The organism is Bradyrhizobium lablabi, from assembly GCF_900141755.1.
Classification (GTDB): Bacteria; Pseudomonadota; Alphaproteobacteria; order Rhizobiales; family Xanthobacteraceae; genus Bradyrhizobium; species Bradyrhizobium lablabi_A.
Genome location: NZ_LT670844.1, coordinates 3,926,845 through 3,950,583, shown reverse-complemented (window position 1 = coordinate 3,950,583; position 23,739 = coordinate 3,926,845). Strand labels below are relative to the sequence as shown.

General features: G+C 62.3%; 23 protein-coding genes. 11 read left to right on the top strand and 12 right to left on the bottom strand.

Going from position 1 to position 23,739, the window contains the following annotated elements:
* Positions 1-52 precede the first annotated feature (52 nt).
* Both ubiB and ubiE read right to left on the bottom strand, forming a co-directional pair.
* Positions 53-1,627, bottom strand: a complete 1,575-nt coding sequence (ubiB, locus tag B5526_RS18350; protein WP_079540250.1) for a 2-polyprenylphenol 6-hydroxylase — start codon at positions 1,625-1,627, stop codon at positions 53-55.
* The gene (ubiE, locus tag B5526_RS18345) at positions 1,624-2,385 is read right to left on the bottom strand and encodes a bifunctional demethylmenaquinone methyltransferase/2-methoxy-6-polyprenyl-1,4-benzoquinol methylase UbiE (protein ID WP_079540248.1); all 762 of its coding nucleotides are present in this window, start codon (positions 2,383-2,385) and stop codon (positions 1,624-1,626) included. Before ubiE ends, ubiB begins: the two co-directional genes overlap by 4 nt.
* A 94-nt stretch (positions 2,386-2,479) precedes the next feature.
* On the opposite strand from ubiE, the gene mutM reads away from it, so the two are divergent.
* The 5 genes from mutM to B5526_RS18320 all read left to right on the top strand — a co-directional run bounded on the left by mutM (position 2,480) and on the right by B5526_RS18320 (position 7,710).
* Positions 2,480-3,361 carry a bifunctional DNA-formamidopyrimidine glycosylase/DNA-(apurinic or apyrimidinic site) lyase gene (gene mutM / locus B5526_RS18340; RefSeq protein ID WP_079540246.1) on the top strand — a complete coding sequence of 294 codons (882 nt, stop codon included), beginning with the start codon at positions 2,480-2,482 and terminating at the stop codon, positions 3,359-3,361.
* A gap of 595 nt (positions 3,362-3,956) precedes the next feature.
* Positions 3,957-5,633: a gamma-glutamyltransferase gene (gene ggt / locus B5526_RS18335; protein ID WP_079540244.1), complete on the top strand. Its 1,677-nt coding sequence runs from the start codon at positions 3,957-3,959 to the stop codon at positions 5,631-5,633.
* Positions 5,634-5,760: 127 nt separating this feature from the next.
* The gene (locus B5526_RS18330; protein WP_079540242.1) at positions 5,761-6,126 is read left to right on the top strand and encodes a Rieske (2Fe-2S) protein; all 366 of its coding nucleotides are present in this window, start codon (positions 5,761-5,763) and stop codon (positions 6,124-6,126) included.
* Entirely contained in the window at positions 6,113-6,472 is a 360-nt protein-coding gene (locus tag B5526_RS18325) for a hypothetical protein (protein ID WP_079540240.1), read from the top strand. Before B5526_RS18330 ends, B5526_RS18325 begins: the two co-directional genes overlap by 14 nt.
* On the top strand, positions 6,469-7,710 hold the full coding sequence (locus tag B5526_RS18320; RefSeq protein WP_079540238.1) for an amidohydrolase family protein: 1,242 nt from the start codon (positions 6,469-6,471) through the stop codon (positions 7,708-7,710). The genes B5526_RS18325 and B5526_RS18320 overlap by 4 nt, the downstream gene beginning before the upstream one ends.
* Positions 7,711-7,887: 177 nt before the next feature.
* On the opposite strand, the gene B5526_RS18315 is transcribed toward B5526_RS18320, so the two are convergent.
* On the bottom strand, positions 7,888-9,255 hold the full coding sequence (locus B5526_RS18315) for a serine protease (protein WP_079540236.1): 1,368 nt from the start codon (positions 9,253-9,255) through the stop codon (positions 7,888-7,890).
* 181 nt (positions 9,256-9,436) lie between these two features.
* Between B5526_RS18315 and B5526_RS18310 the strand changes: the two genes are divergently transcribed.
* Positions 9,437-10,237 (top strand): HesA/MoeB/ThiF family protein, encoded by an 801-nt coding sequence (locus B5526_RS18310; RefSeq protein ID WP_079540234.1) that lies wholly within the window; start codon positions 9,437-9,439, stop codon positions 10,235-10,237.
* 281 nt (positions 10,238-10,518) lie between these two features.
* Here the strand turns inward: B5526_RS18310 and B5526_RS18305 are convergent, their stop codons facing one another.
* Positions 10,519-11,520: a 2-hydroxyacid dehydrogenase gene (locus tag B5526_RS18305; RefSeq protein ID WP_079540232.1), complete on the bottom strand. Its 1,002-nt coding sequence runs from the start codon at positions 11,518-11,520 to the stop codon at positions 10,519-10,521.
* Between the two features lie 313 nt (positions 11,521-11,833).
* On the opposite strand from B5526_RS18305, the gene B5526_RS18300 reads away from it, so the two are divergent.
* Complete coding sequence (locus B5526_RS18300; protein WP_079540230.1) at positions 11,834-12,361, top strand: SH3 domain-containing protein; 528 nt, start codon at positions 11,834-11,836, stop codon at positions 12,359-12,361.
* A gap of 171 nt (positions 12,362-12,532) precedes the next feature.
* Here B5526_RS18300 and irrA read toward each other — a convergent pair whose 3' ends face one another.
* The gene (gene irrA, locus B5526_RS18295; protein WP_283807626.1) at positions 12,533-13,051 is read right to left on the bottom strand and encodes an iron response transcriptional regulator IrrA; all 519 of its coding nucleotides are present in this window, start codon (positions 13,049-13,051) and stop codon (positions 12,533-12,535) included.
* Between the two features lie 338 nt (positions 13,052-13,389).
* Between irrA and fabA the strand changes: the two genes are divergently transcribed.
* The 3 genes from fabA (at position 13,390) to fabI (ending at position 16,247) form a co-directional block, all read left to right on the top strand.
* Positions 13,390-13,920: a 3-hydroxyacyl-[acyl-carrier-protein] dehydratase FabA gene (fabA, locus tag B5526_RS18290; RefSeq protein ID WP_079540228.1), complete on the top strand. Its 531-nt coding sequence runs from the start codon at positions 13,390-13,392 to the stop codon at positions 13,918-13,920.
* 100 nt (positions 13,921-14,020) lie between these two features.
* Positions 14,021-15,244: a beta-ketoacyl-ACP synthase I gene (gene fabB, locus B5526_RS18285; protein WP_079540226.1), complete on the top strand. Its 1,224-nt coding sequence runs from the start codon at positions 14,021-14,023 to the stop codon at positions 15,242-15,244.
* Between the two features lie 196 nt (positions 15,245-15,440).
* On the top strand, positions 15,441-16,247 hold the full coding sequence (gene fabI / locus B5526_RS18280; protein WP_079540224.1) for an enoyl-ACP reductase FabI: 807 nt from the start codon (positions 15,441-15,443) through the stop codon (positions 16,245-16,247).
* A gap of 210 nt (positions 16,248-16,457) precedes the next feature.
* Here fabI and B5526_RS18275 read toward each other — a convergent pair whose 3' ends face one another.
* Both B5526_RS18275 and B5526_RS18270 read right to left on the bottom strand, forming a co-directional pair.
* The gene (locus tag B5526_RS18275; protein WP_079540221.1) at positions 16,458-17,054 is read right to left on the bottom strand and encodes a glutathione S-transferase family protein; all 597 of its coding nucleotides are present in this window, start codon (positions 17,052-17,054) and stop codon (positions 16,458-16,460) included.
* Positions 17,051-17,515, bottom strand: coding sequence for a GNAT family N-acetyltransferase (locus B5526_RS18270; protein WP_079540219.1), 465 nt, complete (start codon positions 17,513-17,515; stop codon positions 17,051-17,053). Before B5526_RS18270 ends, B5526_RS18275 begins: the two co-directional genes overlap by 4 nt.
* Before the next feature lie 255 nt (positions 17,516-17,770).
* Here B5526_RS18270 and B5526_RS18265 point away from each other — a divergent pair, with 255 nt between their 5' ends.
* Positions 17,771-18,442: an aquaporin gene (locus B5526_RS18265; protein WP_079540217.1), complete on the top strand. Its 672-nt coding sequence runs from the start codon at positions 17,771-17,773 to the stop codon at positions 18,440-18,442.
* A gap of 69 nt (positions 18,443-18,511) precedes the next feature.
* Here the strand turns inward: B5526_RS18265 and B5526_RS18260 are convergent, their stop codons facing one another.
* From B5526_RS18260 to rbfA, 5 genes are all read right to left on the bottom strand, one after another.
* A complete protein-coding gene (locus tag B5526_RS18260) occupies positions 18,512-19,249 on the bottom strand; it encodes a superoxide dismutase (protein ID WP_079540215.1) in 738 nt (245 codons plus the stop codon).
* A gap of 210 nt (positions 19,250-19,459) precedes the next feature.
* Positions 19,460-21,613, bottom strand: coding sequence for a polyribonucleotide nucleotidyltransferase (pnp, locus tag B5526_RS18255; protein WP_079540213.1), 2,154 nt, complete (start codon positions 21,611-21,613; stop codon positions 19,460-19,462).
* A gap of 299 nt (positions 21,614-21,912) precedes the next feature.
* Positions 21,913-22,182 carry a 30S ribosomal protein S15 gene (rpsO, locus tag B5526_RS18250; RefSeq protein ID WP_079540211.1) on the bottom strand — a complete coding sequence of 90 codons (270 nt, stop codon included), beginning with the start codon at positions 22,180-22,182 and terminating at the stop codon, positions 21,913-21,915.
* Between the two features lie 2 nt (positions 22,183-22,184).
* Entirely contained in the window at positions 22,185-23,312 is a 1,128-nt protein-coding gene (truB, locus tag B5526_RS18245; RefSeq protein WP_079540206.1) for a tRNA pseudouridine(55) synthase TruB, read from the bottom strand.
* Positions 23,312-23,722, bottom strand: coding sequence for a 30S ribosome-binding factor RbfA (gene rbfA / locus B5526_RS18240; RefSeq protein ID WP_079540204.1), 411 nt, complete (start codon positions 23,720-23,722; stop codon positions 23,312-23,314). Before rbfA ends, truB begins: the two co-directional genes overlap by 1 nt.
* Positions 23,723-23,739 lie beyond the last annotated feature (17 nt).

Genomic DNA, 23,739 nt, shown 5'->3' with positions numbered 1-23,739 from the left:
CGTCTCCGAGCTCTTTTGCCAGCAATGATATCATCATGTGATTGCATCGCAATCACATTTGTTTGATCGCCACCAGAATTCCGATAAAAGTCGCGGCGATGATCCAGAGCGCGATGGTGCGCCAGCGGCTCTTGCGGCCCTCCGTACGCCCCATGGCTGCAATGGTTTCCGGCGACAGCGTCAGCCCCTCCCGGGTCATGGTCTCCAATTGCTCCAGCACCGTCACCGCCCGCGCCGCAATCGCCGGCAGCCCCGTCAGCACCCGGCCGAGGTCGCCGGCGCCGGCCATCGCGCCCTGAATGCGTCCGATGGGCCCGAGATTGCGCTCGATCCATTCCCGTACCACGGGATCGGCGACCTTCCAGATGTCGAGTTTTGGATCGAAGCCGCGCGCGACGCCTTCGACAACCACCATGGTCTTTTGCAAGAGGATCAGTTCGGGCCGGGTGCGCATGTCGAACAGGCCGGTGACCTCAAGCAACAGCGTCAACAGTTTCGCCATCGAGATTTCTTCGGCGGTGCGGTTGTGGATCGGCTCGCCGATGGCGCGGATGGCTTGCGCGAAATTCTCCACCGAATGATGCGCCGGCACATAGCCGGCCTCGAAATGGACCTCCGCCACGCGGCGATAATCGCGCGTGATGAAGCCTAAGAGAATTTCGGCCAGAAAACGCCGCTCCTTCAGGCCGAGCCGGCCCATGATGCCGAAATCGACCGCAACCAGCCGGCCGGCATCGTCGAGGAACAGATTGCCGGGGTGCATGTCGGCATGAAAGAAGCCGTCGCGCAGCGCATGCCGCAGGAAACTCTGGATCACCTTGCGGCCGAGCTCGGGCAAATCGACCTGCGATTGCTCCAGTCGTGCATGGTCGCTGAGCGCGATACCGTCGACCCATTCCATCGTCAGCACGTTGTGCGTGGTTCGGTCCCAGTCGACCGCGGGCACGCGGAAATCCGGATCGTTGCGGGTGTTCTCCGCCATTTCGGAAAGTGCCGCGGCCTCGAGCCGTAAATCCATCTCTATCGCGACCGACCGCGACATCGTATTGATGACCTCGATCAGCCGCAGCCGGCGGGCTTCCGCCGAATGGATTTCGGCCTGGTGCGCGACAAAGAAGAAATCGGCGAGGTCGCGGCGGAAGCGCGAGGCGACATTGGGCCGCAGCACCTTCACCGCGACCGGCGTGCGCACGCCATCACGCTCGGTCTCGCCGCGATGCACCTGCGCGATCGAGGCGGCGGCGACCGCCGGCCCAAAACTCGCAAAGGCCTGCGCCACTGGACGTTCCAGCGATTGCGCGATGACGGCCTCGGCCTCGCTCTGCGAAAACGGCGGCAGCCGGTCCTGCAGGCTTTCCAGATCGCGCGCCATCATGACGCCGACCACATCGGGTCTGGTCGCGAGGAACTGCCCGAGCTTTAGGTAGGCCGGTCCCAGCCGGGTCAGCGCGCGCGACAGCCGCGGGCCGGACTTGGCGCCGGGGCGCTCGACGATGCGCGCGAGCTTCAGCGCCAATTGCCCCGGCGGCGGCACCAGCGACGGATCGACGACGCCGAATACGCCCTCGCGCGCAAACACAAAGCCGGCGCGGGCGAGCCGCGCGATGTGGGTAATGGCAGAAATCACAAACGCCAGCCCGAATGCAGCGCCACGATGCCGCCGGAGAGACTTTGCCAATTGACGCGCGAAAATCCGGCGGCGCGGATCATCTCGGCAAACGCGTTGGGCCTCGGAAATTTGCGGATCGATTCGACGAGATATTGATAGGAATCGGCATCGCCCGTGACCGCGCGGCCGAGCGGCGGGATCACCTTGAACGAAAACAGGTCGTAGATCCGGTCGAGTCCGGGCACGTCAACGGTGGAGAACTCCAGGCACAGAAATCTGCTGCCGGGTCGCAGCACCCGAAACGCCTCGCGAAGCGCCTGGTCGATCAGCGGCACATTGCGAATGCCGAACGCGATGGTATAGGCGTCGAAATGGCGGTCGGGAAACGCCAGCGCCTCGGCATTGCCTTCGACAAACTCGACGCGGTCCTCGAGATGCCGTGCGATCGCGCGTTCGCGGCCGACGGCGAGCATATCGGAATTGATGTCGCAGACGGTGGCGTGAAAACCTGACCCTGCGCCCTTGGCGGCGCGGAACGCGATGTCGCCGGTGCCGCCGGCGACGTCGAGCAGTGCGAAGGGGGTATCGCTGCGCGGCGGATTGAGCGCGTTGATCATGATGTCCTTCCAGAGCCGATGCAGCCCCGCCGACATCAGATCGTTCATCAGATCGTAACGCCGCGCCACGCTGTGGAACACGTCGTTGACCAGCCCCTGCTTGTCGCCGACGGGGACGTCCCTGAAGCCAAAATGCGTGGTTTCACCCGGCCGATCCATGACTTAACGCCCTCACACACTCGATTGCGGCGGACCATAGCGCGCCCGGCGCAATGTCGCTATCACGTCAGCCTCTCAAGGTGAACGCCGATCCATGCCCGAATTACCCGAAGTCGAAACCGTCCGCCGCGGCCTGCAGCCGGCCATGGAGGGTGCCCGGATTGTGAAAGCCGAAGTGCGGCGCAAAGACCTGCGTTTTGCCTTCCAGAAGGATTTTGTGGCGCGGCTGACCGGCCAGACCGTGACCGGATTGGGCCGCCGCGCCAAATATTTGATGGCCGATCTCGACTCGGGTGACGTGCTCGTGATGCATCTAGGCATGTCGGGCTCGTTCCGCGTCATCAAGCAAGATGAACAACAGGTGCCGGGCAAATTCCATCATCCGCGAAATGAGGATCGCGCGCATGACCATGTGGTGTTTCACATGTCATCGGGCGCGGCGGTGATTTTCAATGATCCGCGGCGTTTCGGTTACATGAAGATCATCGCGCGCAAGGCATTGGAAGACGAGCCGCTGCTAAAAGGTCTCGGCCCCGAACCGCTCGGCAACGAATTCGATGCGAAAATGTTGGCGCGGTCCTGCGCCAACAAGAAGACCAGTTTAAAGGCGGCACTGCTCGACCAGCGCGTGGTCGCAGGGCTTGGCAACATCTATGTGTGCGAGGCGCTTTTTCGCGCCCATCTGTCGCCGCGAAGATTGGCGGCGACCTTGGCGACAAAAAAGGGCGAGCCCGCCGATCACGCCAAACGGCTGGTGACGGCCATTCACGCGGTGTTGAACCAGGCCATCAAGGCCGGCGGCTCGTCGCTGCGCGACCATCGCCAGACCGACGGCGAGCTCGGCTATTTCCAGCATTCATTTCAGGTCTACGACCGCGAAGGCGAAAAATGCCAGACTGCCGGCTGCGGCGGCATCGTGCGGCGGTTCACGCAAAACGGGCGCTCGACGTTCTGGTGCCCGAAATGCCAGAAATGATCGTGGGTGCTGCTAAATATTAATCCGTCGTTCCGGCCTTGAGCCGGGACGCAAGACACAGGGCTCTGTGTAAAGCCGCTTCCTACGACGGGAATGTTCCCACGTCATTGCGAGCCACCGGGTCGCGCGAATGCGCGCCCGATGACAGGCTCCGCGAAGCAATCCATAGTCGCAAAGTTTGGATTGCTTCGTCCCAAGTGCTCCTCGCAATGACGAGGGTAGAGAGCGGCCCTCGTTTGTTACAAACCGCTCCAGGAAACCAGCGCCGTCGTTTCCGCGGATGTCTCCAACAACTCCGTCGGAACGATATCCGGATCATTACGGGACGGTGGCCCTTAAACCGCCGGTCGCAACGGAGGTAACGGCATGCGCAAGGTCTGGATCGAAGCGGCGCTGAACGGCGCCTGGAGCCGCGCGCTGCATACGGAGCAGCAATCTTGCGCTTGTCGAGGAGGCGGTGCGGATGGTGCGCGATCATGGCGCGGAGCCCGCCTCCGCCACCGATATGCGGCAGGCGCTCGGCTCGTAGGCGTGCCCGCAGTAGTCGGCGCACAGCCAAATCGTGATACATGGTCTGCAAGCATCAGGGGGAGTCATGGGCAATTGGCGGGATCGCGCGGCGACGGGTTTCGTTTGTCAGAAACAGCCGGCATCGGGCAGTCGCGGCATGGTGGTCAGCAACCATCCGCTGGCGTCGGCCGCGGGCGCCGAGATGCTCGCCGCCGGCGGCAACGCCATCGATGCCGCGATTGCGACCTTGTTCACGCTGACCGTGGTCGAGCCGATGATGGTCGGCATCATCGGCGGCGGCATGGCCCATATCCGGCTCGCCGATGGCAGCCACCGTTTTGTCGACGGCCAGAGCACGGTTCCGCTCGCGGTCAAGCCCGATAGCTATCGCTCGAAGCCGGGTTCGGCGCATGATGTGTTCGATACCGTCGATAATGAAAATCTCAATGGACCGAAAGCGGTCGCGGTGCCCGGGTCCCTAAAAGCCTGGTGCGAGACGCTGCAAAGGTTCGGTACGATGCCGCTTGCCGATGTCATGCAGCCGGCGATCAGGCACGCTGCGCGCGGCTTCGCCGCGACGCCTTACTTGCACGAATGCATCGTCGACAGCGCGAGGGAGATGTTGAAGGACGAGGCGATCTCGGCGATCTATCTGCCGGAGGGAAAACCGCTCGGTGTCGGCGACCGCGTCGTGCAATCGGAATATGCCGAGACGCTCACCCATATCTCGCGCCACGGCGAAGCGGCGCTGTATCACGGTCCGCTCGGCGACATTCTCGTCGACTACATGAAGGCGCATGGCGGTTTTATCGCCCGCGAAGACCTCACCTCTTACAAAACCGTCGAGCGCTCGCCGATCCGCGCCGACTATCGCGGCTGGGTGATCCTCGGTCCGCCGCCGCCGGCGGCCTCCGGCGTGCACATCGCGCAGATGCTGAATATCCTGGAGGGGTACGATATCGCGGAAAAAGGGTTCGGCACCGTCGAGACCATTCATCTTCTCGCCGAAGTGCTGAAGATCGCCTTTGCCGATCGCGCCGCCGCCAGCGGCGATCCGGATTTTGTCGGCGTGCCGGTGGAGCGGCTGACCTCGAAGGATTATGCGAACGAACGCCGCCGCGCGATCGATCCCGCCCGCGCGCAAAAGTGGGGCGCGGGCGTGGCGCAGCTCGAAGGCGCGCATACCACGCATATGACGGCCGCTGATGCGATGGGCAATGTGGTCGCGACCACGCAGACCATCAACAATCTGTTCGGCGCGAAAATTCTGATTCCCGGGCTCGGCACCGTGCCGAACAATTACATGAACCTCTACGATCCCCGGCCCGGCCATGCGCTGTCGCTCAAGCCGGGCAAGCGCGTCACCACGTCGATGTCGCCTGTCATGGCGCTGCGCGACGGCCAGCTCGTCTATGCGCTTGGGCTGCCCGGTGGCAAGAAGATCTTTCCGAGCGCGCTGCAGGCGCTGATCAATCTGATCGATCACGGCATGAGCTTGCAGGAGGCGGTCGAGGCGCCGCGGGTCTGGACCGAAGGCAACGCGCTCGAGGTGGAAAAAACCGTTCCCGAGAGCGTTCGCGCGGCGCTCACGGCGATGGGTCACAAGGTGGTTGCCATGCCGACGGTCGCCGGCGGCATGAACGCGATCCAGTTCCACGATGACGGCCGGCTGACGGGCGCGGCGTGCTGGCGCGCCGACGGCACGCCGATCGGTCTTGCCGGCGGGTTGGCGCGTGCCGGGGTGAGGTTTGGGCTCGCGTAACCGGCGCGCTTTCCGCGCCGCAATGCCGGTAGAACGATAAAGCCCCGTCGCCGATCTCGATTGACACGGGATGGCTTCGGGCAGCATCCTGCGCGCCGCGTTCTCTTCTTCCGGATGGGAATGACGCATGCCCGAATATTTCGCCGGCAAGGTGACTGACTACGCCGATGGCGACCGCAAGGTCGTCGACTGCGCGGAGTCGGAAGTCGGTGTCTTCAAGATCGATGGCGAATTTTTTGCGTGGCACAATCGCTGCGCCCATCGCGCCGGTCCGGTCTGCCAGGGACGCATCATGAAGCGGGTGATCGAGCCGGTTGCGGAAGATCGAACCGTTCGCTCGCAGCAATACGATCCCTCCGAGACCCACATCATATGCCCGTGGCATGGCTACGAATACAGCATCAAGACCGGATTCCATCAGGGCAACAGCCGCATTCGACTGCGCAAAGCGGAGCTCGCGATCAGGGATGACGAAATCTATGTCCGGATCTGAGATCGACCGCAAGAACGATCGCTACGGCTGGATCGACACTGCGGCCCCTGAACTGCTGCGCGCGTCGCGGGAGCTCGTTGACAACAATGAAGCCAACCGCGTTTCCGATGAGGCCGTTGCCCAGATCCTGACGGCCGCGATCAGGCTCTATGTCGCAAAATCCGATGGCGAGGAAAGAACGTTTCCGCCGATCGCCGGCGAACGCGACAGCGAAATGACGCCCACCGAGCTGTTGTCGGCGGTTTCCGAAATGCTGCGTGCGCTGCATCTTGGTCCGATGGAGCTTGCGCTTTGGTATCGGCGCCGTCCGGACGAAGACATCAACCCTGCGAGGGAACGCCCATGAATATTCAAGGCAGGATCGGGCCGCCATATTCGGCGATACAGCAGATCGACGTTCATACCGACACCCGCGACATCCTCGCCCATGCCAGGCGCAACGCGCTGAGGCGAGGCCTGCAGGATTGGTTCATTTGCGATATCGATGCCCACCACGTCGAGACCGTGTCGTGGAAAGAGGTGGTGACCTATATCGAGGACCCCGTCGTGCGCGACAACGCGATGCGATTCCAGGCCGAGCGGCTCGGCGCGCCGCCTTACGGATTGAACGGCGACCTCGGGCTTCGCTATCAGTCGGTCGGCGGACGCATCCCACATCAGGACGGCCAGCGCGAAATCGTCGAGGAGACCGACGTGCATCGCGATGTCATCCTGACACGCCGAGCCATGGATTCGCTTGGGATCGACAACATGGTGGTGTTTCCGACGCCGATGCTGTTTCTCGGCATGCATCCGCAGCCGGAAATGGAAGTGTGGCTTGGCGGCGCCTATAACCGCTGGCTGATCGAGCGGGTTCTGTCCGGTGACGACAGGATAAAATCGCTGATCTATTTGCCGTTCAACACGCCCAAAGAGGCCGAGCGGACGGTCGAGGAGTTAGGCGACAAAAAGGGCGTCATCGGTTTCTGCGTGACCAGCACGCGCCATAAGCCGGTGCATCACAACGACTATATGCGGCTCTATTCGATGATCGAGGAGCGCGGCAAGCCGCTGGCGTTCCATGCCGGTTATCATTGGCAGGATCCGTCACTTGCGACCGTCAACCGGTTTCTCGGCATGCATGCGCTGGGCTTCGTCTGGAGCAACATGATCCACATGACGAACTGGGTGCTCAACGGAATCCCCGAGCGGTTTCCGAAGCTGAAGACGGTGTGGGTCGAAAGCGGATTGGCCTGGGTGCCGTTTCTGATGCAGCGCCTTGACGATCAATATCTGATGCGGCCTTCCGAAGCGCCGCAGCTCAAGCGCATGCCCAGCGAATATATGAACAGCAACTGCTTCTATACGACGCAGCCGATGGAAACCACGCACCCGAAGGCTCTGGAAAACACCTTCGAAATGATCAAGGCCGAGACGCAGTTGATGTTCTCATCCGACTGGCCGCATTTCGACTTCGATCTGCCCCAGGAAATCTGCGATCTGCCGTTCTTGGGCGAGCAGGCCAAGCGCAATATCCTGGGCCTGAACGCGGCGAGGATATTCAATCTCGATCCGACGCCGGTGAAGAAGTTGACCGCGTCGTAAGCTCATGGGCCTCGGGGGCGCGGGCGAGGCGTCGCCGCATCCACTGTCGTCATACCCGCGAAGGCGGGTATCCAGTACGCCGCGGCTTCTCGGTCCTATCACTAGCGGCTCTGGAATACTGGATCATCCGCTTTCGCGGATGATGACGGCTGTAAGTGTGACGCGGATCGTCGATCCCTACTTCCGCACGCAAATCACGCGCACGACCGCAGCCTTCGCGTCCGGCGACGCACCCGCCGCATTGACGCCATTGGCTTTCAGAAACTCGCGCACCGTATCGGCCGGCACCACCACCGCCTGCGCCGCCGGCGTTGAATTCGGGGGTCCTGCGACCAGCGCCGGTTTCAACAGCGCGATGCCGGCAAACTTGCCGTCGCCATCGAGTGCGGCTGCGCCGGAAAAGCCGAGCGCCGGTGGCGGCGCCAGCGCGGCATCGCCTCCGCCGCCGATCTGGGTCACCGATGCCTTGACGCTGCTCGCCACGGCAGCCCCGCCCTGGTTCTGCGGATCGGCAATGCCGGTGATTTCGACCGCGGATTTCGCAGTACCTTCGCTCAGCGCCAGCGGCTTCAATCCGCGCGCGCCGTAAATCCGCAAGAGCGCGAGATCGTGGTCCTTGTCCTCGGCGACGCGATCGACATTGCCGTAACCGGCAATCGCGATCGCGAGACAGCCGTCGGTGACCACGCGATCGGCAACGATGGCGCCGTCGTCGCTGACGATTACACCGGTGCCGTATTCGACGGTCTTGCGCGGCGGCGGTCCGGCGATCTGTGCGCCCGAGGGGAACGGATTGAACGCGCTCGACATCGCGATCACGACCGGTTCCACGGTACCTTCGGTGGCCTGGTCGTAGAGGATGGTGAGGATACGGACCTCATCGCCCTTGAACGTTCCGCGCAGGTAAAATTTCTTCAACCCCTGCATGCCCGACAGTACGAAGAAATCCGGCTTGACCACGGTGTAGTCGATATTGCGCCCGGCCGGCTCCTTCTTTTCGCGTTCGGCGAGTTTTGCCGTGGTGGGGTCGGCTTCCTTGCGGCGCGAAAGCTGGATCTGGATGGTCCCAGTGGAGGAGCTCCATTTGGCGCCGTTGGCGTCGGACGATTGCTGCGGCGCCAGTTTTAGGGGCACGCCGAGCCGCGCGCCGGTGGTGGGATCGGTGACGATCTTCCAGCCGACAGTCTCCTGCTTCCGCCTCGCAGTCTCGGCGAGCACGGCGCGCTCCTGCGGATTGAGCACGCCGGTCGCCTTGCCGCCCCGTGCCTTCTGAAACTCCTTGATCGCGGCGACCATGCGTTCGCTGACGTCGCCGGTGATCGCGCCGTTATACTGGCCGACCCAGGCCAGATCCGACTGGATCGCCAACCGCTCGGCCTGCGCCATCGCATTCGCGGTATCGGCCGGGGTCTGCAAAGCGGGGCGGATCGGCACGGTCGTGACCGGTTTCGGCTTGGAGCCCAAAGTGGACGGTGCCGTCATCTGCGCACCGGCGGGAGCCCCCGTCGCCACCAACATCAATGTTGCCGCCAGCATCGATCTCATGAGAAGTCTCGGGGTCCATTGAAGAGCGCGCAATTAAGCACATCTCCTTGGTAGGCAACAACAGGCGGAGGGTTCAGCAAATGGTGGCAAGAGAGCTGTCATTGCGAGGAGCGAAGCGACGAAGCAATCCATGGCTCCGTCTTGCTGCGCTGCGTCTGGATGGCTTCGCGGGCCTTGCAAAATGCTAAGTGCCGACGAACTCGAACGCTACGCCCGTCATATTGTGCTGCGCGAGGTCGGCGGCCCCGGCCAGGCCGCCTTGAAGGAGGCTTCCGTGCTGGTGATCGGCGCCGGCGGCTTGGGGGCGCCCGCACTGATGTATCTTGCCGCCGCGGGCGTCGGCGCGCTCGGCGTGGTCGATGACGACATCGTGTCGCTGTCCAACCTGCAGCGCCAGATCATCCATGCGACCCCTGACGTCGGCCGTCGCAAGGTCGATACAGCAGCAGAGCGGATTGCGGCGCTCAATCCCCATGTCCGCTTTGCCGCGCACGCCACCCGCCTCGACTCGAAAAATGCAATGGAACTGATCGGCGGCTATGATCTCGTGCTCGACGGATCGGACAATTTCGAGACCCGCTATCTGGTCTCCGACGCCTGCTTTCTCGCCGGCAAGCCTCTGATCACAGCCGCGCTCGGCGTGTTCGATGGATCGCTGACCACGATCCGCGCGCATGAGAAAAACGAGCAAGGCGAGTTCAATCCGACCTATCGCTGCCTGTTTCCCGAGCCGCCGCCGCCGGGCACGGTGCCGGCCTGCGCCGAAGCCGGCGTGATGGGCGCGCTCGCCGGCATCCTGGGTTCGATGATGGCGCTTGAGGCGATCCGCGAGATCGTCGGCTTTGGCGAAGGCCTGGTCGGACGATTGTTGATGGTGGACACGCGCATGATGCGGTTCGAGACGCTGCGTTACGCGCGCGATCCACTCAATCCGTTAAACGGCGATGCGCTTGTCATCACCGATTTGAGCTCACATCGGTAGAGCCCCTCACCGGAGCGAGCCCCCACCCCGACCCTCCCCCGCGAGCACGGGAGAGGGGGCGCACTGCGTCGCGTGGCGAGCGGTGTGCGCAAAGAAATAGAAAGTTGGGCTCGCTGTTCACCGCATGCACCGAACCACTCTCTCTCCCGCGTTTGCGAGGGAGGGCATAGGCGGCCATCGGCCGCCGTTCTTGATAAACGAACGCCGATGCGCAGCATCGGCTATGGTGGGGGCTCTTTCCACTCGAACAGCTCTTACAGCATGCTCGAGTCGAACAGCCCTCACAGCATGCTCGGCAGCACGCGGTCCGGCGGCTTGTGGTTGTCGAGGAAGGTGCGGATGTTGATGATCACCTTCTCGCCCATCTCGACGCGGCCTTCGATGGTGGCCGAGCCCATGTGCGGCAGCAGCGTCACCTTGCCGGCTTTTGCCAGTCGCACCAGTTTCGGATTAACAGCCGGCTCGTGCTCGTAGACGTCGAGGCCGGCGCCGCCGATCTCGCCCGCCTCGAGCAATTTGACCAGCGTATCTTCGTCGATCACCTCGCCGCGCGCGGTGTTGACGATATAAGCGTCTTTCCGGATCAGTTTCAGGCGCCGCGCCGAGACCAGATGAAAGGTGGCCGGCGTGTGCGGACAATTCACCGAGATGATGTCCATCCGCGCCAGCATCTGGTCGAGGCTCTCCCAATAGGTCGCGCCCAGTTCTTCGGCGATGCGCGGCGCCACGGGGCGGCGGTTGTGGTAATGGATCTGCAGGCCGAAGGCCCGCGCGCGACGCGCCACGGCCTGTCCGATGCGGCCCATGCCGATGATGCCGAGCCGTTTGCCCCCGATGCGGTGGCCGAGCATCCAGGTCGGCGACCAGCCCGGCCAGTTCTTGCCGTCGGTGAGGATCGAGGCGCCTTCGATCAGCCGCCGTGGCACGGCGAGGATCAGCGCCATCGTCATGTCGGCGGTGTCCTCGGTCAGAACTTTTGGTGTGTTGGTGACGGTGATGCCGCGCGCGTGCGCCGCAACCACGTCGATATTGTCGACGCCGTTGCCGAAATTGGCGATCAGCTTCAGCTTGCAATCGGGCTGCTTGAGCAGCTCTTCGTTGATGATGTCGGTGACGGTCGGCACCAGGATGTCGGCGGAGCGTACCGCCTCGGCGATCTGCTCGTGGGTCCGCGGCGTATCGTCGAGATTGAGCTGCGCGTCGAACAATTCGCGCATGCGGGTCTCGATCGAGTCCGGCAGTTTGCGCGTGACGACAACGAGAGGCTTTTTCTTAACCGACATGTCCTGCTCTCGCGAGGCTGTTCAGGCCTCGTTAACCCGGTTGTTCGAAACTGCCATTGCCGCGCAGTCCGGACTTCTGCTTCAGGTCCGCTTCCTTGGGTTCCACGATGCTTCCCTCGGAGGTCCCGGGGACGTTCGGGCTCGTCTTGTTTCCTTGAGCTTCCGTCCTCTCTAGCAGAAGGCCGGGCCAAGACAAGAACCCGAAAGTGAGAAGCCGAGGGGCAATCGGGGCGGGGCACAGGGGGTTTAAGGCGTTGGTTGGTTTTCAGCTCGAAGAATTTGAGTTGGTCTGATCTCGGCAGGAGACGAGTGGATGGCGTTGGGGCGTTTTTGTTCGGTTGTGGTGCTCGCTTGTGGCGTGCTGGGCGCCTCGATCAGCTCGGGATATTCGGCCAAGGATGCAGCCCCAACCACCAGCGGTTTGCCGGTGCCGCGTTATGTCAGCCTCAAATCCGATCATGTGAACGTCCGCGCCGGTCCGACCAAGGACAATGATGTTGCCTGGGTCTACACCCGCTCGGGCCTGCCGGTTGAAATCACCGCCGAATTCGAGAACTGGCGCCGGGTGCGCGATTCCGAAGGCGCCGAGGGGTGGGTCTATCACTCGCTGCTGTCGGGCCGCCGCACCGCCGTCATCACCATGAAGAGCAGGGACGAGCTCGCGCCGCTCTATGAGAGCGCCGATCAGACCAGCCCCGTCGCCGCCCGCCTGCAGGCCGGTGTCGTCGCCCAGGTCAAGCACTGCGCGTCAGGCTGGTGCCACGTCTCCGGCAACGGTTTTGACGGCTGGATCCAGCAGGAGCGGCTGTGGGGCGTCTACGCGGACGAGAGGGTGGATTGAGGTTTCGCGTCATCGAGTAACGCGAAAATTTTATCCACGGGTCGTCCCCGCGAAAGCGGGGACCCATACGCCGCAGCCCATCGATTGGGCGATGGGGTAGACGGCTTCCTTGAACAACAAACATTGGTGGTTATGGGTCCCCGCATTCGCGGGGACGACCCGTTGAGAGACTCAGCGCTTCTTGCGCAGCCGGACGACCATGTCGACGCGGGCGATCTCGTAGCCTTCGGGCACTTCGGGCATCTTCTGCAGCACCAGATGCGGATCGGGAATGTCGACCAGCTCGTGATTATTCTCGAGATAGAAGTGGTGATGCGCCGACACGTTGGTATCGAAATAGGTCTTGGTGCCGTCGACGCTGACCTGGCGCAGCAGACCGGCATCGGTCAACTGGTTGAGCGTGTTGTAGACGGTCGCAAGCGACACCGGCACCTTGGCCAGCGTTGCTTCCTCATAGAGCATTTCCGCGGTGAGGTGACGGGCGCCCTTGCCGAACAACAGCCAGCCCAGAGCCATGCGCTGGCGGGTGGGCCGCAGGCCTGCCGCCTGGAGCATTTCATTGACGTCGTGCCAGGGACAGCCGGTCAGGGCCGGTTGCCGACCCGCATGGCGGGCCACTGCACCAGCACTATCCTCTTTCAGAACCGAGCCGTTGTCGTTCGTATCCACGTTGCGCACCGCACTCGCCATCTAAGCACTATCGTCTGGGTATATAAGAAGGAATCCTGTTAGATGCAAGTTTTTCGCAACTAGAAGGGGCCGAGGGTAAAGTCGGCGCTAAGGTGGAAACTGACCCGCGACGCGGCAATTTACCCTCCCCGTGGCGCTTTGCCACCCGCGGGGCCTATGATAGAGAGCGCGCGGACTTAAGCTTTGCGATTTTCGCAGAGGCGAGCGCCGATAACCGCAGGGGTATCCTGACCTGCGGTTATTCGTGCCAAGCCAAGAAAATGGCGCGCTTCCCATGCGAAACCGGTCCATTTCGCATCAAAAAAGCTCCATCGGGATTTTGAAAGAGGCTTTCCACCATGCTGGATCGGCGCAGCGGTTACGAATACGAGGATTTGCTGGCATGCGGCCGTGGCGAAATGTTTGGCCCCGGCAATGCACAATTGCCGCTGCCTCCGATGCTGATGTTCGACCGCATCAGCGAAATCTCCGAAACCGGCGGGGAATACGGCAAGGGTCTTGTTCGCGCCGAACTCGATGTCAAACCCGACCTCTGGTTTTTCGGCTGCCATTTCAAGGGCGATCCTGTGATGCCGGGTTGCCTCGGGCTCGATGCGCTCTGGCAGATGGTCGGCTTTTATCTCGGCTGGACCGGCGGCCAGGGACGCGGCCGGGCGCTCGGCCTCGGCGAACTGAAGCTTGCCGGGCAGGTGATGCCGAACGTTCGCAAGATTGTGTACAACATCGACATCAAGCGCGTGATCCGCATGAAGCTCTGGTTAGGCATCGCTGACGGCTGGCTTTCGGCCGACGGCGAGATTATCTATCGCGCGAAGGATTTGAGGGTCGGGCTGTTAAAGCAGGATGCCGCATTGGCGCCGGGAACGTAAGATATCGGCTCCGGCCGATGGGCCGCGGTTCTCGGTTTGACGACGTTCGGTTGGCAGCTTTTCACACACACACAAACGGAAACGACAGGGCGAGGCGGTCATGAGGCGGGTTGTCATCACGGGGATGGGTATCGTCTCGTCCATCGGAAACAACACCCAGGAAGTGCTGGCGAGCCTTCACGAGGCGAAGTCCGGCATCACGCGCGCGGAAAAATATGCCGAGCTTGGTTTCCGCTCCCAGGTGCAGGGCGCGCCCACGCTCGATCCGGCCGGCGTCATCGACCGCCGCGCGATGCGCTTCCTCGGCGAGGGCGCGGCCTGGAATCACGTCGCGATGGAGCAGGCGATCCAGGATTCCGGTCTGGAGCCTTCGGAAGTCTCCAATATCCGCACCGGCATCATCATGGGCTCCGGCGGTCCATCGGCGCGTACCATCGTGGAAGCCGCCGACACCACCCGCGCCAAGGGACCGAAGCGGGTCGGACCGTTCGCGGTGCCGAAGGCGATGTCCTCGACGGCGTCGGCGACTCTCGCGACCTGGTTCAAGATCAAGGGCGTGAACTATTCGATCTCCTCGGCCTGCGCCACCTCGAACCATTGCATCGGCAACGCCTACGAGACCATCCAGATCGGCAAGCAGGACATTATCTTCGCCGGCGGTTGCGAAGAGCTCGACTGGTCGCTGTCGGTCCTGTTCGACGCGATGGGCGCGATGTCCTCGAAATATAACGATACGCCCGCGACAGCGTCGCGTCCCTACGACGTCAGCCGCGACGGCTTTGTCATTGCCGGCGGCGCCGGCGTGGTGGTGCTGGAAGAGCTCGAACATGCCAAGGCGCGCGGCGCACGCATTTACGGCGAGATCGTCGGCTACGGCGCCACTTCCGACGGCTACGACATGGTTGCCCCCTCAGGCGAGGGCGCCGAGCGCTGCATGAAAATGGCGATGGCAACCGTCGATACCAAGATCGACTACATCAATCCGCACGCGACCTCGACGCCGGCGGGCGATCCGCCGGAAATCGAGGCAATCCGCAAGGTGTTCGGGACCGGCGACAAGTGCCCGCCGATTTCCGCCACCAAAGCACTCACCGGGCACTCGCTCGGCGCCACCGGCGTGCAGGAAGCGATCTATTCGCTGCTGATGATGAACAACGGTTTTATCTGTGAAAGCGCGCATATCACCGAGCTCGACCCGGTGTTTGCCGACATGCCGATCGTGCGCAAGCGCATCGACAACGCCAAATTGGGCGCCGTGCTTTCGAATTCCTTCGGCTTCGGCGGCACCAACGCCACGCTGGTGTTCAAGCGGCTGGATGCGTGAGATTTTTTTAAACCTCGCCCCGCTCTTTGCGGGGAGAGGTCGAAATTCGCTACCGGCGAATTTCGGGTGAGGGGCCTGGCACTGCATTCGAGGCAAATTCGGTATATGCGGGCCGAAGCGCCCCTCACCCCAACCCTCTCCCCGCGAAGAGCGGGGCGAGGGAGCAGAGTGAGCGTGTGATGGGATACGGGGCAAAATGCAGGACCTGATGAAGGGCAAACGCGGATTGATCATGGGCGTCGCCAATGATCATTCGATTGCCTGGGGCATCGCGAAAACGCTCGCCGCGCAGGGCGCCGAGCTTGCCTTCACCTATCAGGGCGAGGCGCTCGGCAAGCGGGTCAAGCCGCTGGCGCAGTCGCTCGGCGTCGAACTCGTGATACCCTGCGATGTCGAGGACATCGCCAGCGTCGATTCCGTGTTCGAGACGCTGCGGAAAAAATGGGGGCAGCTCGATTTTCTCGTGCACGCCATCGCGTTCTCCGACAAGAACGAGTTGAAAGGCCGCTATGCCGATACCACGCGCGAGAATTTCTCGCGTACCATGGTGATCTCGTGCTTTTCCTTCACCGAACTTGCCAAGCGCGCGGCCGAGCTGATGCCCGCATCCGGCGGCGCGATGATCACGCTGACCTATGGCGGTTCGACGCGGGTGATGCCGAATTATAACGTGATGGGCGTCGCCAAGGCCGCGCTGGAAGCCTCGGTGCGCTATCTCGCCGCCGATTTTGGTTCGCGCGGCATCCGCGTCAACGCGATTTCGGCAGGCCCGGTGCGGACGCTTGCGGGCTCGGGCATCGGCGATGCCCGCGCGATGTTCGCCTTCCAGCAGAAGCACTCGCCGCTCGGCCGCGGTCTGACCTTGGACGAACTCGGCGGCTCGGCCTTGTATTTATTGTCCGAGCTTTCCGGCGGCGTCACCGGTGAAATCCATTACGTGGATTCCGGCTACAACATCATTTCGATGCCCCGGCCCGAAGATCTGAAGAACGGGAACGAGTAGCCGGCGCAGCCGTAACTTGCGTAATGTCCGGCCCCACAACAAATCGTCATCCCCGCGAAAGCGGGGATCCAGTACGCCGCGGCCCATCGATCAATCACGGCCGTCTCTGGAATACTGGGTCGCCCGGTCATAGGCGAGCGGAAGCGACGCCGTCCCTCGGACGGCTATGCCGGGCGATGACAGTTGTGAGCGCGGGTATACTTGCCGCACTTACCCCGCCGCCAAAACGCTCGCCCGCTGGAACGCCGGCCGCGCCGTGCAGCGGTCGATATAAGCGTCGAATGACGGGCGCGCCGGCATCATCTTGAACAGCCGCACCGCGAAATTCAGCCCTGAGCCGATGATGATGTCCGCGGCCGAAAAATTCTCGCCGAGGATCCACGGCCCTTTTTCCAACGCGGCATCGAGCACGTCGATCACCCGCTGCGCATCGCCCCAGCCGGCGGCGACCGGATTCATCTCGATCTTGGTCGCGAGCTGCACCATCGCGGGCTCGACGCAGCCGGGCGCGAAAAACAGCCAGTAGAGGTATTTCGCGCGCAAGGGATCGCCGAGCGGCGGCGCCAGTTTGGCTTGCGGGTAACGCTCGGCGACATAGGCGCAGATCGCGGCGGCTTCCGCGAGCGTCGCCTCGCCGTCCCGTAGTGCCGGCACCTTGCCCATCGGATTGATCGCAAGATATTCCGGCTTCTTCTGCTCGCCCTTGGAAATGTCGGTCAGCACGCGCTCGTAGGGCTGTCCGGTCTCTTCCATCAGCCACAGCGCGGAAAACGACCGCGAACGCGGCGACCAGTAAAGTTTCATCATCGGGCTGTTCCCTCCTTCTTCCATCGATAGTGTTTCATAACACGTCCGGTCATCGGCTCGACCGCTTCCTTCTCAAACACAAATCCCTCGCGCTCATACCAGCGCCACGCCTTTTCGTTCTCGCGCACGCAGCGCAAATGGATTTCATCCGGCAGATGCTGCCTCGTGAAGGCGAGCAGCGTCCGACCCAGGCTTCGGCCCTGATATTCCGGCGCGACGAACAATTGGTCGAGGTAGACATTGGGCAGATGCAGCGCCAGCATCGCCGCGAGCTCGCCGCCATCGTCGGCGACAAACAGGCTCCAGCCGCTCTCCATCTCGAGCGGGACGCGCTTGCACAATTTCTCCAGCAGCGAATCGCTGGCCTGTTCCAGTCCGGTCGAGACCCAGCTGTCCATCCAAAGCTTGGCGATCTCGTCATATTCCTCCCGCCGGGCGGGGCGGATCGTTGGCGGCGTCATCGCGACAATCCTTGCGGGAGCGATATGGCTGTTGACCGAAAACAGTCGGCGACCATACGGCAAATCGGCAGCAGATCAATTTGCTTAGGGCCAATATGGAAGCTTGGGGACTTCATCGCGCCTTCTATGAAAATGCGGTGCAATATTCGAAGCTAGCCGCTCCGTGTGGAATTCGTTTGACCGGCGTTGTCATGGATGACGGCTTGATGTCATGATGCGGCGCCCAAAACGGGCCGCGTAAAGGGGAGGATAGATATGACAAAAGAACTGGGCGCAGAATTTGTCGGGACATTCATGCTGGTGGCGTCGGTTTGCGGAGCGGCGCTGTTTTCCGCGCCGAATGTCGGGTTCATCGCGGTGGCGCTCTCGATTGGCGCTGCGGTGCTGGCGATGGCCTATGCGGTAGGCCCGATCTCCGGCGGCCATTTCAATCCGGCGGTGACATGCGGATTGGTCGCGGCGGGCCGCTTCGAGGCGGGCAAAGCGCTCCCCTATATCATTGCGCAAGTGGTCGGCGGCGTCGCCGCGGCGGTGATATTCTACATCATCTTGCAGGGCGCGCCCGCATCGGGCAAATGGAATACGTTCCTCGCGATTTCCAACACCTATGGCGGCAGCGGCTTCCCGTTGCTGAGCGTCGCCCTCATTGAAGTTGTCATGACCGCGCTGTTTCTGGTGGTGATCACGGGCGTGACCTCGTCCAAGGGTGCCCCCGGCTTTGCGCCGCTTGCGATTGGACTGACGCTGGTGACGATCCATCTGGTCGCGATCCCGGTTTCGAACGCCTCCGTTAATCCGGCGCGCTCGACCGCGACCGCGCTTTTCGGCGGCGCCGAGGCGATGGGATCGCTGTGGCTGTTCTGGGTGGCGCCGATCGTCGGCGGCATCATCGGCGGCCTGATCGGCAAGGCGTTCTACGAGCGGTGAATTCGAGGCGCGCAAACAAAAAGGGCGGCCCAAACGGCCGCCCTGCTTTTCGAACATGTCTTGCCAGGGCTAGATACCCAGCGTGCCCGCCTTCGCGGCAGCATAGCGCTCCGCGACCTTCGCCCAGTTCACGGTGTTCCACCACGCCTTGAGGTAATCCGGGCGGCGGTTCTGGTAGTTGAGATAATAGGCGTGCTCCCAGACATCGTTGCCAAATAGCACCCGTTTGCCATCCATGATCGGAGTATCCTGGTTAGGGCGGGTCTCGATCGCGAGCTTGCCGTCGTTTGTGACGGTCACGAAGACCCAGCCCGAACCGAACACGCGCCCGCCTGCGGCATTGAAGTCGGTCACGAATTTCTCTATGCCGCCGAGATCGCGTTCGATCGCAGCCAGCACCTCGCCTTCGGGTTTGCCCCCGTTCGGTCCCATGATTTGCCAGAACATGGTGTGGTTGGCGTGGCCGCCGAGATTATTGCGGACCGCGACTTTAATGTCGTCATTGAGCGCGTTGAGATTGAAGAGTATCTGCAGCATCGGGGTTGTGCCGAGCTGCGGATTGGTCTTGGCGAGATTGTTGAGATTGGCGACATAGGCGCCGTGATGCTTGTCATGGTGGATTTCCATCGTCTTCGCGTCGATGTGCGGCTCAAACGCGTTGGTTGGATAGCTGAGAGGCGGCACCACGAACGGACCTGCCGCCGGTGCTGGGGTTGACGCTTGAGCGAAAACAGCGCGCGGCGCGGTTGCGAGGGCAGCAATCCCAACAGCCGTACTGAAAAGACGACGACGCGATAATGAAGACATGGAATCCTCCGTGGAGTTTCGCGAGCCCGGTTGTTGCATCCGGAGGATCGTAGCGGGCGTGTGCAACGATTTAACTTAAATTCGGATTCAGAATCGCGGGTCCTGGCATCTCTGGTTCCCTACGCTGCGGCGTAAGCGCGCGCAACCAACCACAAACAAAAAGGGCGGCTGAAAAGCCGCCCTTCGTTGTTTACGAGACTTTGAGAAAAACTACTCGCCGGCGGCTTCGCGCGGCGGGGCTTCGGTCTTCTGCTTGGCCTCGAGATCCTCGCCGGTCACCTGGTCGACCGCCTTCATCGACAGCCGCGTCTTGCCGCGATCGTCGAAGCCGAGCAGCTTGACCTTGACCTTATCGCCTTCCTTGACGACGTCGGAGGTCTTCTGCACGCGGTTGGCCGCGAGCTGGCTGATATGGACGAGGCCGTCCTTGGCGCCGAAGAAGTTCACGAACGCGCCGAACTCCATCACCTTGACCACGGTGCCGTCATAGATCTGGCCGAGCTCCGGATCGGAGGCGATCGACTTGATCCACTTGATCGCGGCCTTGATCGATTCGCCGTCGGCGGAAGCAACCTTCACGGTGCCGTCGTCGTCGATATTGACCTTGGCGCCGGTCTTCTCGACGATCTCGCGGATCACCTTGCCGCCGGTGCCGATCACTTCGCGAATCTTGTCGGTCGCGATCTTGAAGGTCTCGATGCGCGGCGCGTATTCGCCGAGCTCGGCGCGGGCTGCGGTGAGTGCCTTCGACATTTCGCCGAGGATGTGGATGCGACCTTCCTTGGCCTGGCCGAGCGCGACCTTCATGATCTCCTCGGTGATCCCGGCGATCTTGATGTCCATCTGCAGCGAGGTAATGCCGTGATCGGTGCCGGCGACCTTGAAGTCCATGTCGCCGAGATGATCCTCGTCACCGAGAATGTCAGACAATACCGCGTAGCGCGAACCTTCCAGAATGAGGCCCATCGCGATGCCCGCGGTCGGCCGCTTCAAGGGAACGCCCGCATCCATCAGCGCCAGCGAGGCGCCGCAGACCGAGGCCATCGAGGACGACCCGTTCGATTCGGTGATCTCGGAGACCACCCGCACCGTGTAGGGGAATTCGTGGTGCGGCGGCAGCACGGGGTGGATCGCGCGCCAGGCGAGCTTGCCATGGCCGATCTCGCGCCGCTTGGTGCCGCCGAGGCGTCCGGTTTCGCCGACCGAATAGGGAGGGAAGTTGTAGTGCAGCAGGAACGTCTCTTTGTAGGTTCCCGACAGCGCGTCGATATACTGCTCGTCCTCGCCGGTGCCGAGCGTGGTCACGACCATCGCCTGGGTCTCGCCGCGGGTGAACAGCGCCGAGCCGTGGGCGCGCGGCAACACGCCGACTTCGGCGACGATGTTGCGCACAGTCTTGACGTCGCGGCCGTCGATGCGCTTGCCGGTGTCGAGAATGTTCCAGCGAACAATCTTTGCCTCGAGCTCCTTGAACACGGCGGCGATGCGGAGCTTGTCGTATTTCGGCTCCTGGCCTTCCGGGAAGTAATGCGCCATCACCTTTTCCTTGGCCTTGGCAACGGCTGCGTAGCGCTCCTGCTTGACCGGGATCGCATAGGCGGCCCGCAGGTCCTGCTCGATCAGACCGAGCATTTCCTTTTCCAGCGCGCTTTCGTCGACGGTGGCAACCTCGCGCGGCTCCTTGGCAGCTTTCTCGGCAAGCTCGATAATCGCCTTGATCACCGGCTGGAAGTGGCGATGTCCGAACATCACGGCGCCGAGCATGATGTCTTCGCCCAATTCCTTTGCTTCGGACTCCACCATCAGGACCGCGTCGCTGGTGCCGGCGACGACCAGTTCAAGCTGGGTATCGACCATCTCGTCGAGCGTTGGATTGAGCACATACTCGTCGTTCATGAAGCCGACGCGGGCGGCGCCGATCGGACCCTTGAAGGGTACGCCAGACAGGGTCAGCGCCGCGGACGCAGCTACCATCGCCACCACGTCGGGATCGTTCTCCATGTCGTGCGAAAGCACCGTGACGATCACTTGCGTTTCATTGCGCCAGCCATCCGCGAACAGCGGGCGGATCGGGCGGTCGATCAGGCGGGAGACCAGCGTCTCCTTTTCGGTGGGCCGGCCTTCGCGCTTGAAATAGCCGCCGGGAATGCGGCCCGCGGCGTAGGTCTTTTCCTGGTAATCGACGGTCAGCGGCAGGAAGTCGACGCCTTCGCGGGGCGATTTGGCGGCAACGACGGTGGCAAGAACCACGGTTTCGCCGTAGGTCGCCAGCACGGCGCCGTCGGCCTGGCGGGCGATTTTTCCGGTTTCAAGCCTGAGGGGACGTCCACCCCAGTCGATTTCGACTGAATGAATATTGAACATAGGTATCTTCTTTCATGGGTTCGCGAAAGCAAGGACCCCTCGAAACGCAAAAACCATGCGCAAGATTGCGGGACGCTGATTGCGATGATTTCGCAGTAACAGCGTCCGGCGATCCTGCCATGGTTTTTAGGTTTCTAATGGCGTCCATCCTTCCGATGGTACGGGCATCTTGCCCGTTACGCCCAGCTGCCGGATTGCGGCTGGACGTTCTTGTGCATGATCGCTTCCGAAAACCGTGAACAAACGGCTTTGCGGATCATGCAAAAACGCGCGCCAACGAGCGCGCGCGAACTAACAACTCAACGACGAATGTTATGCTTTTCGAGCAACGCCTTGTAACGCGCCTCGTCCTTCTTCTTGATGTAATCCAGAAGCGAACGGCGCGTCGACACGAGCTTCAAAAGGCCGCGCCGCGAATGATTGTCCTTCACGTGGGTCTTGAAATGCCCGGTGAGGTTGTTGATGCGTTCCGACAGGATCGCGACCTGAACCTCGGGCGAGCCGGTGTCGCCGGCCTTGTTGGCATTCGTCTTGATGACTTCCGCTTTGCGTTCGGCGGTAATCGACATCGTCAAATACTTCCATCGTTGCGAGCCGGACTGGCAGTCAGTCCGGTCAGGTTGAACACACGCTTGGGGATGAGTTCGCCATTGCCAATTTCGGCAAGCGCCAAAAGCCGGCCTGCCACCGTGACATAGACTGTGCCGCTACTATTGGGCGCATCCCGTCCGCGCAACAAAACGGCCTGGCCCCTGTGGAGCCTTGCCGCATCAGCCCGTGTGACGGCCAGTGCCGGGATGTCGTCCAGCGCGGTCTCAACGGGCAAAAGCGCGTCGGCGAGGCTGCCCTCGCCAGACGCGGCTCTATCGCACAAAGCCTCCAACTGTTCCAGCGGAATCATGTCCTTTTCGCCGAAGGGGCCGACCAGGGTCCGCCGCAGCGCGCAGATATGACCGTAGCAGCCCAAAATCCGGCCGATATCGCGGGCCAGCGCCCGGACATAGGTTCCCTTGCCGCATTCGGCTTCGAACACGGAGTGGGTGCTATCTGGTTGTTCTACAAGCGATAAATGGTGAATCTCGACCGGGCGGGGGGCCAATTCGACGGTCTCCCCGTCGCGCGCCAGATCATAGGCACGCTCGCCCTGGACCTTGATCGCGGAATATTGCGGCGGGATCTGCTCGATCACGCCGGTGAACCGCGGCAGTAGCCCGGAAATCGCCTCGGCGGAGGGTCTTGAATCGCTGGTTTTGACGACCCGGCCCTCGGTATCGTCGGTATCGCGTTCCTCGCCCCAGGCGACCGTAAAGCGGTAACGCTTGCGGCCGTCCATCACGAACGGAACCGTCTTGGTGGCCTCGCCCAGCGCAATCGGCAAGCCGCCGGAGGCAAGCGGATCGAGCGTGCCGGCGTGTCCGGCGCGCTTGGCCTGGAACAGCCGCTTCACCACCGCGACCGCATGCGTCGAGGTCATGCCGATCGGCTTGTCGAGCACGACCCAGCCGTGGACGTCGCGTTTGTCGCGGCGCGGCTGGTTGTTCGGGCGCGGCTGTTTGCCCGCGCGCGCAGGTTGTTCCTCGCGATGCGACGCGTCGTGATTCGTCACATCGTGATTGGCATCCGAAGAATTATTTTTTTGCGCGCCGTCCGAATCACCGGTTGGCGGCTCGATCAGGCTGTTTGCGCCGGTCACGATCATCAGCTTTCGTCCTCGTCTGGTGCGAGGTCTCGTTGCACCGCAGGTGTTCGCAGTAATTTCTCTATTCGTTCCGCTTCATCGAATCGTTCGTCGACACGAAAGCGAACATCGGGCGCAAATTTTAGGTTAACGCGCCGCGCCAGTTCGCCGCGCAGGAATTTCTTGTTCCGCTCCAGCGCCGCGATCACGATCTCGGTATCGCGTCCGCCGAGCGGCATCACATAGATGGTCGCAAGTTTTAAGTCCGGCGACATCCGCACCTCGGGAACCGTGATGATGTGGCCTTCGAGGTCCGGGTCGTGCACGCTGCCATTGACAAGGATGTCCGCCACCGCATGACGCACGGTTTCGCCGACACGCAGCTGACGCTGCGAGCCGCCGGCGGCGGAACTTTTCTTCTGGCGAGGCATATCGAAATCCCAATTGT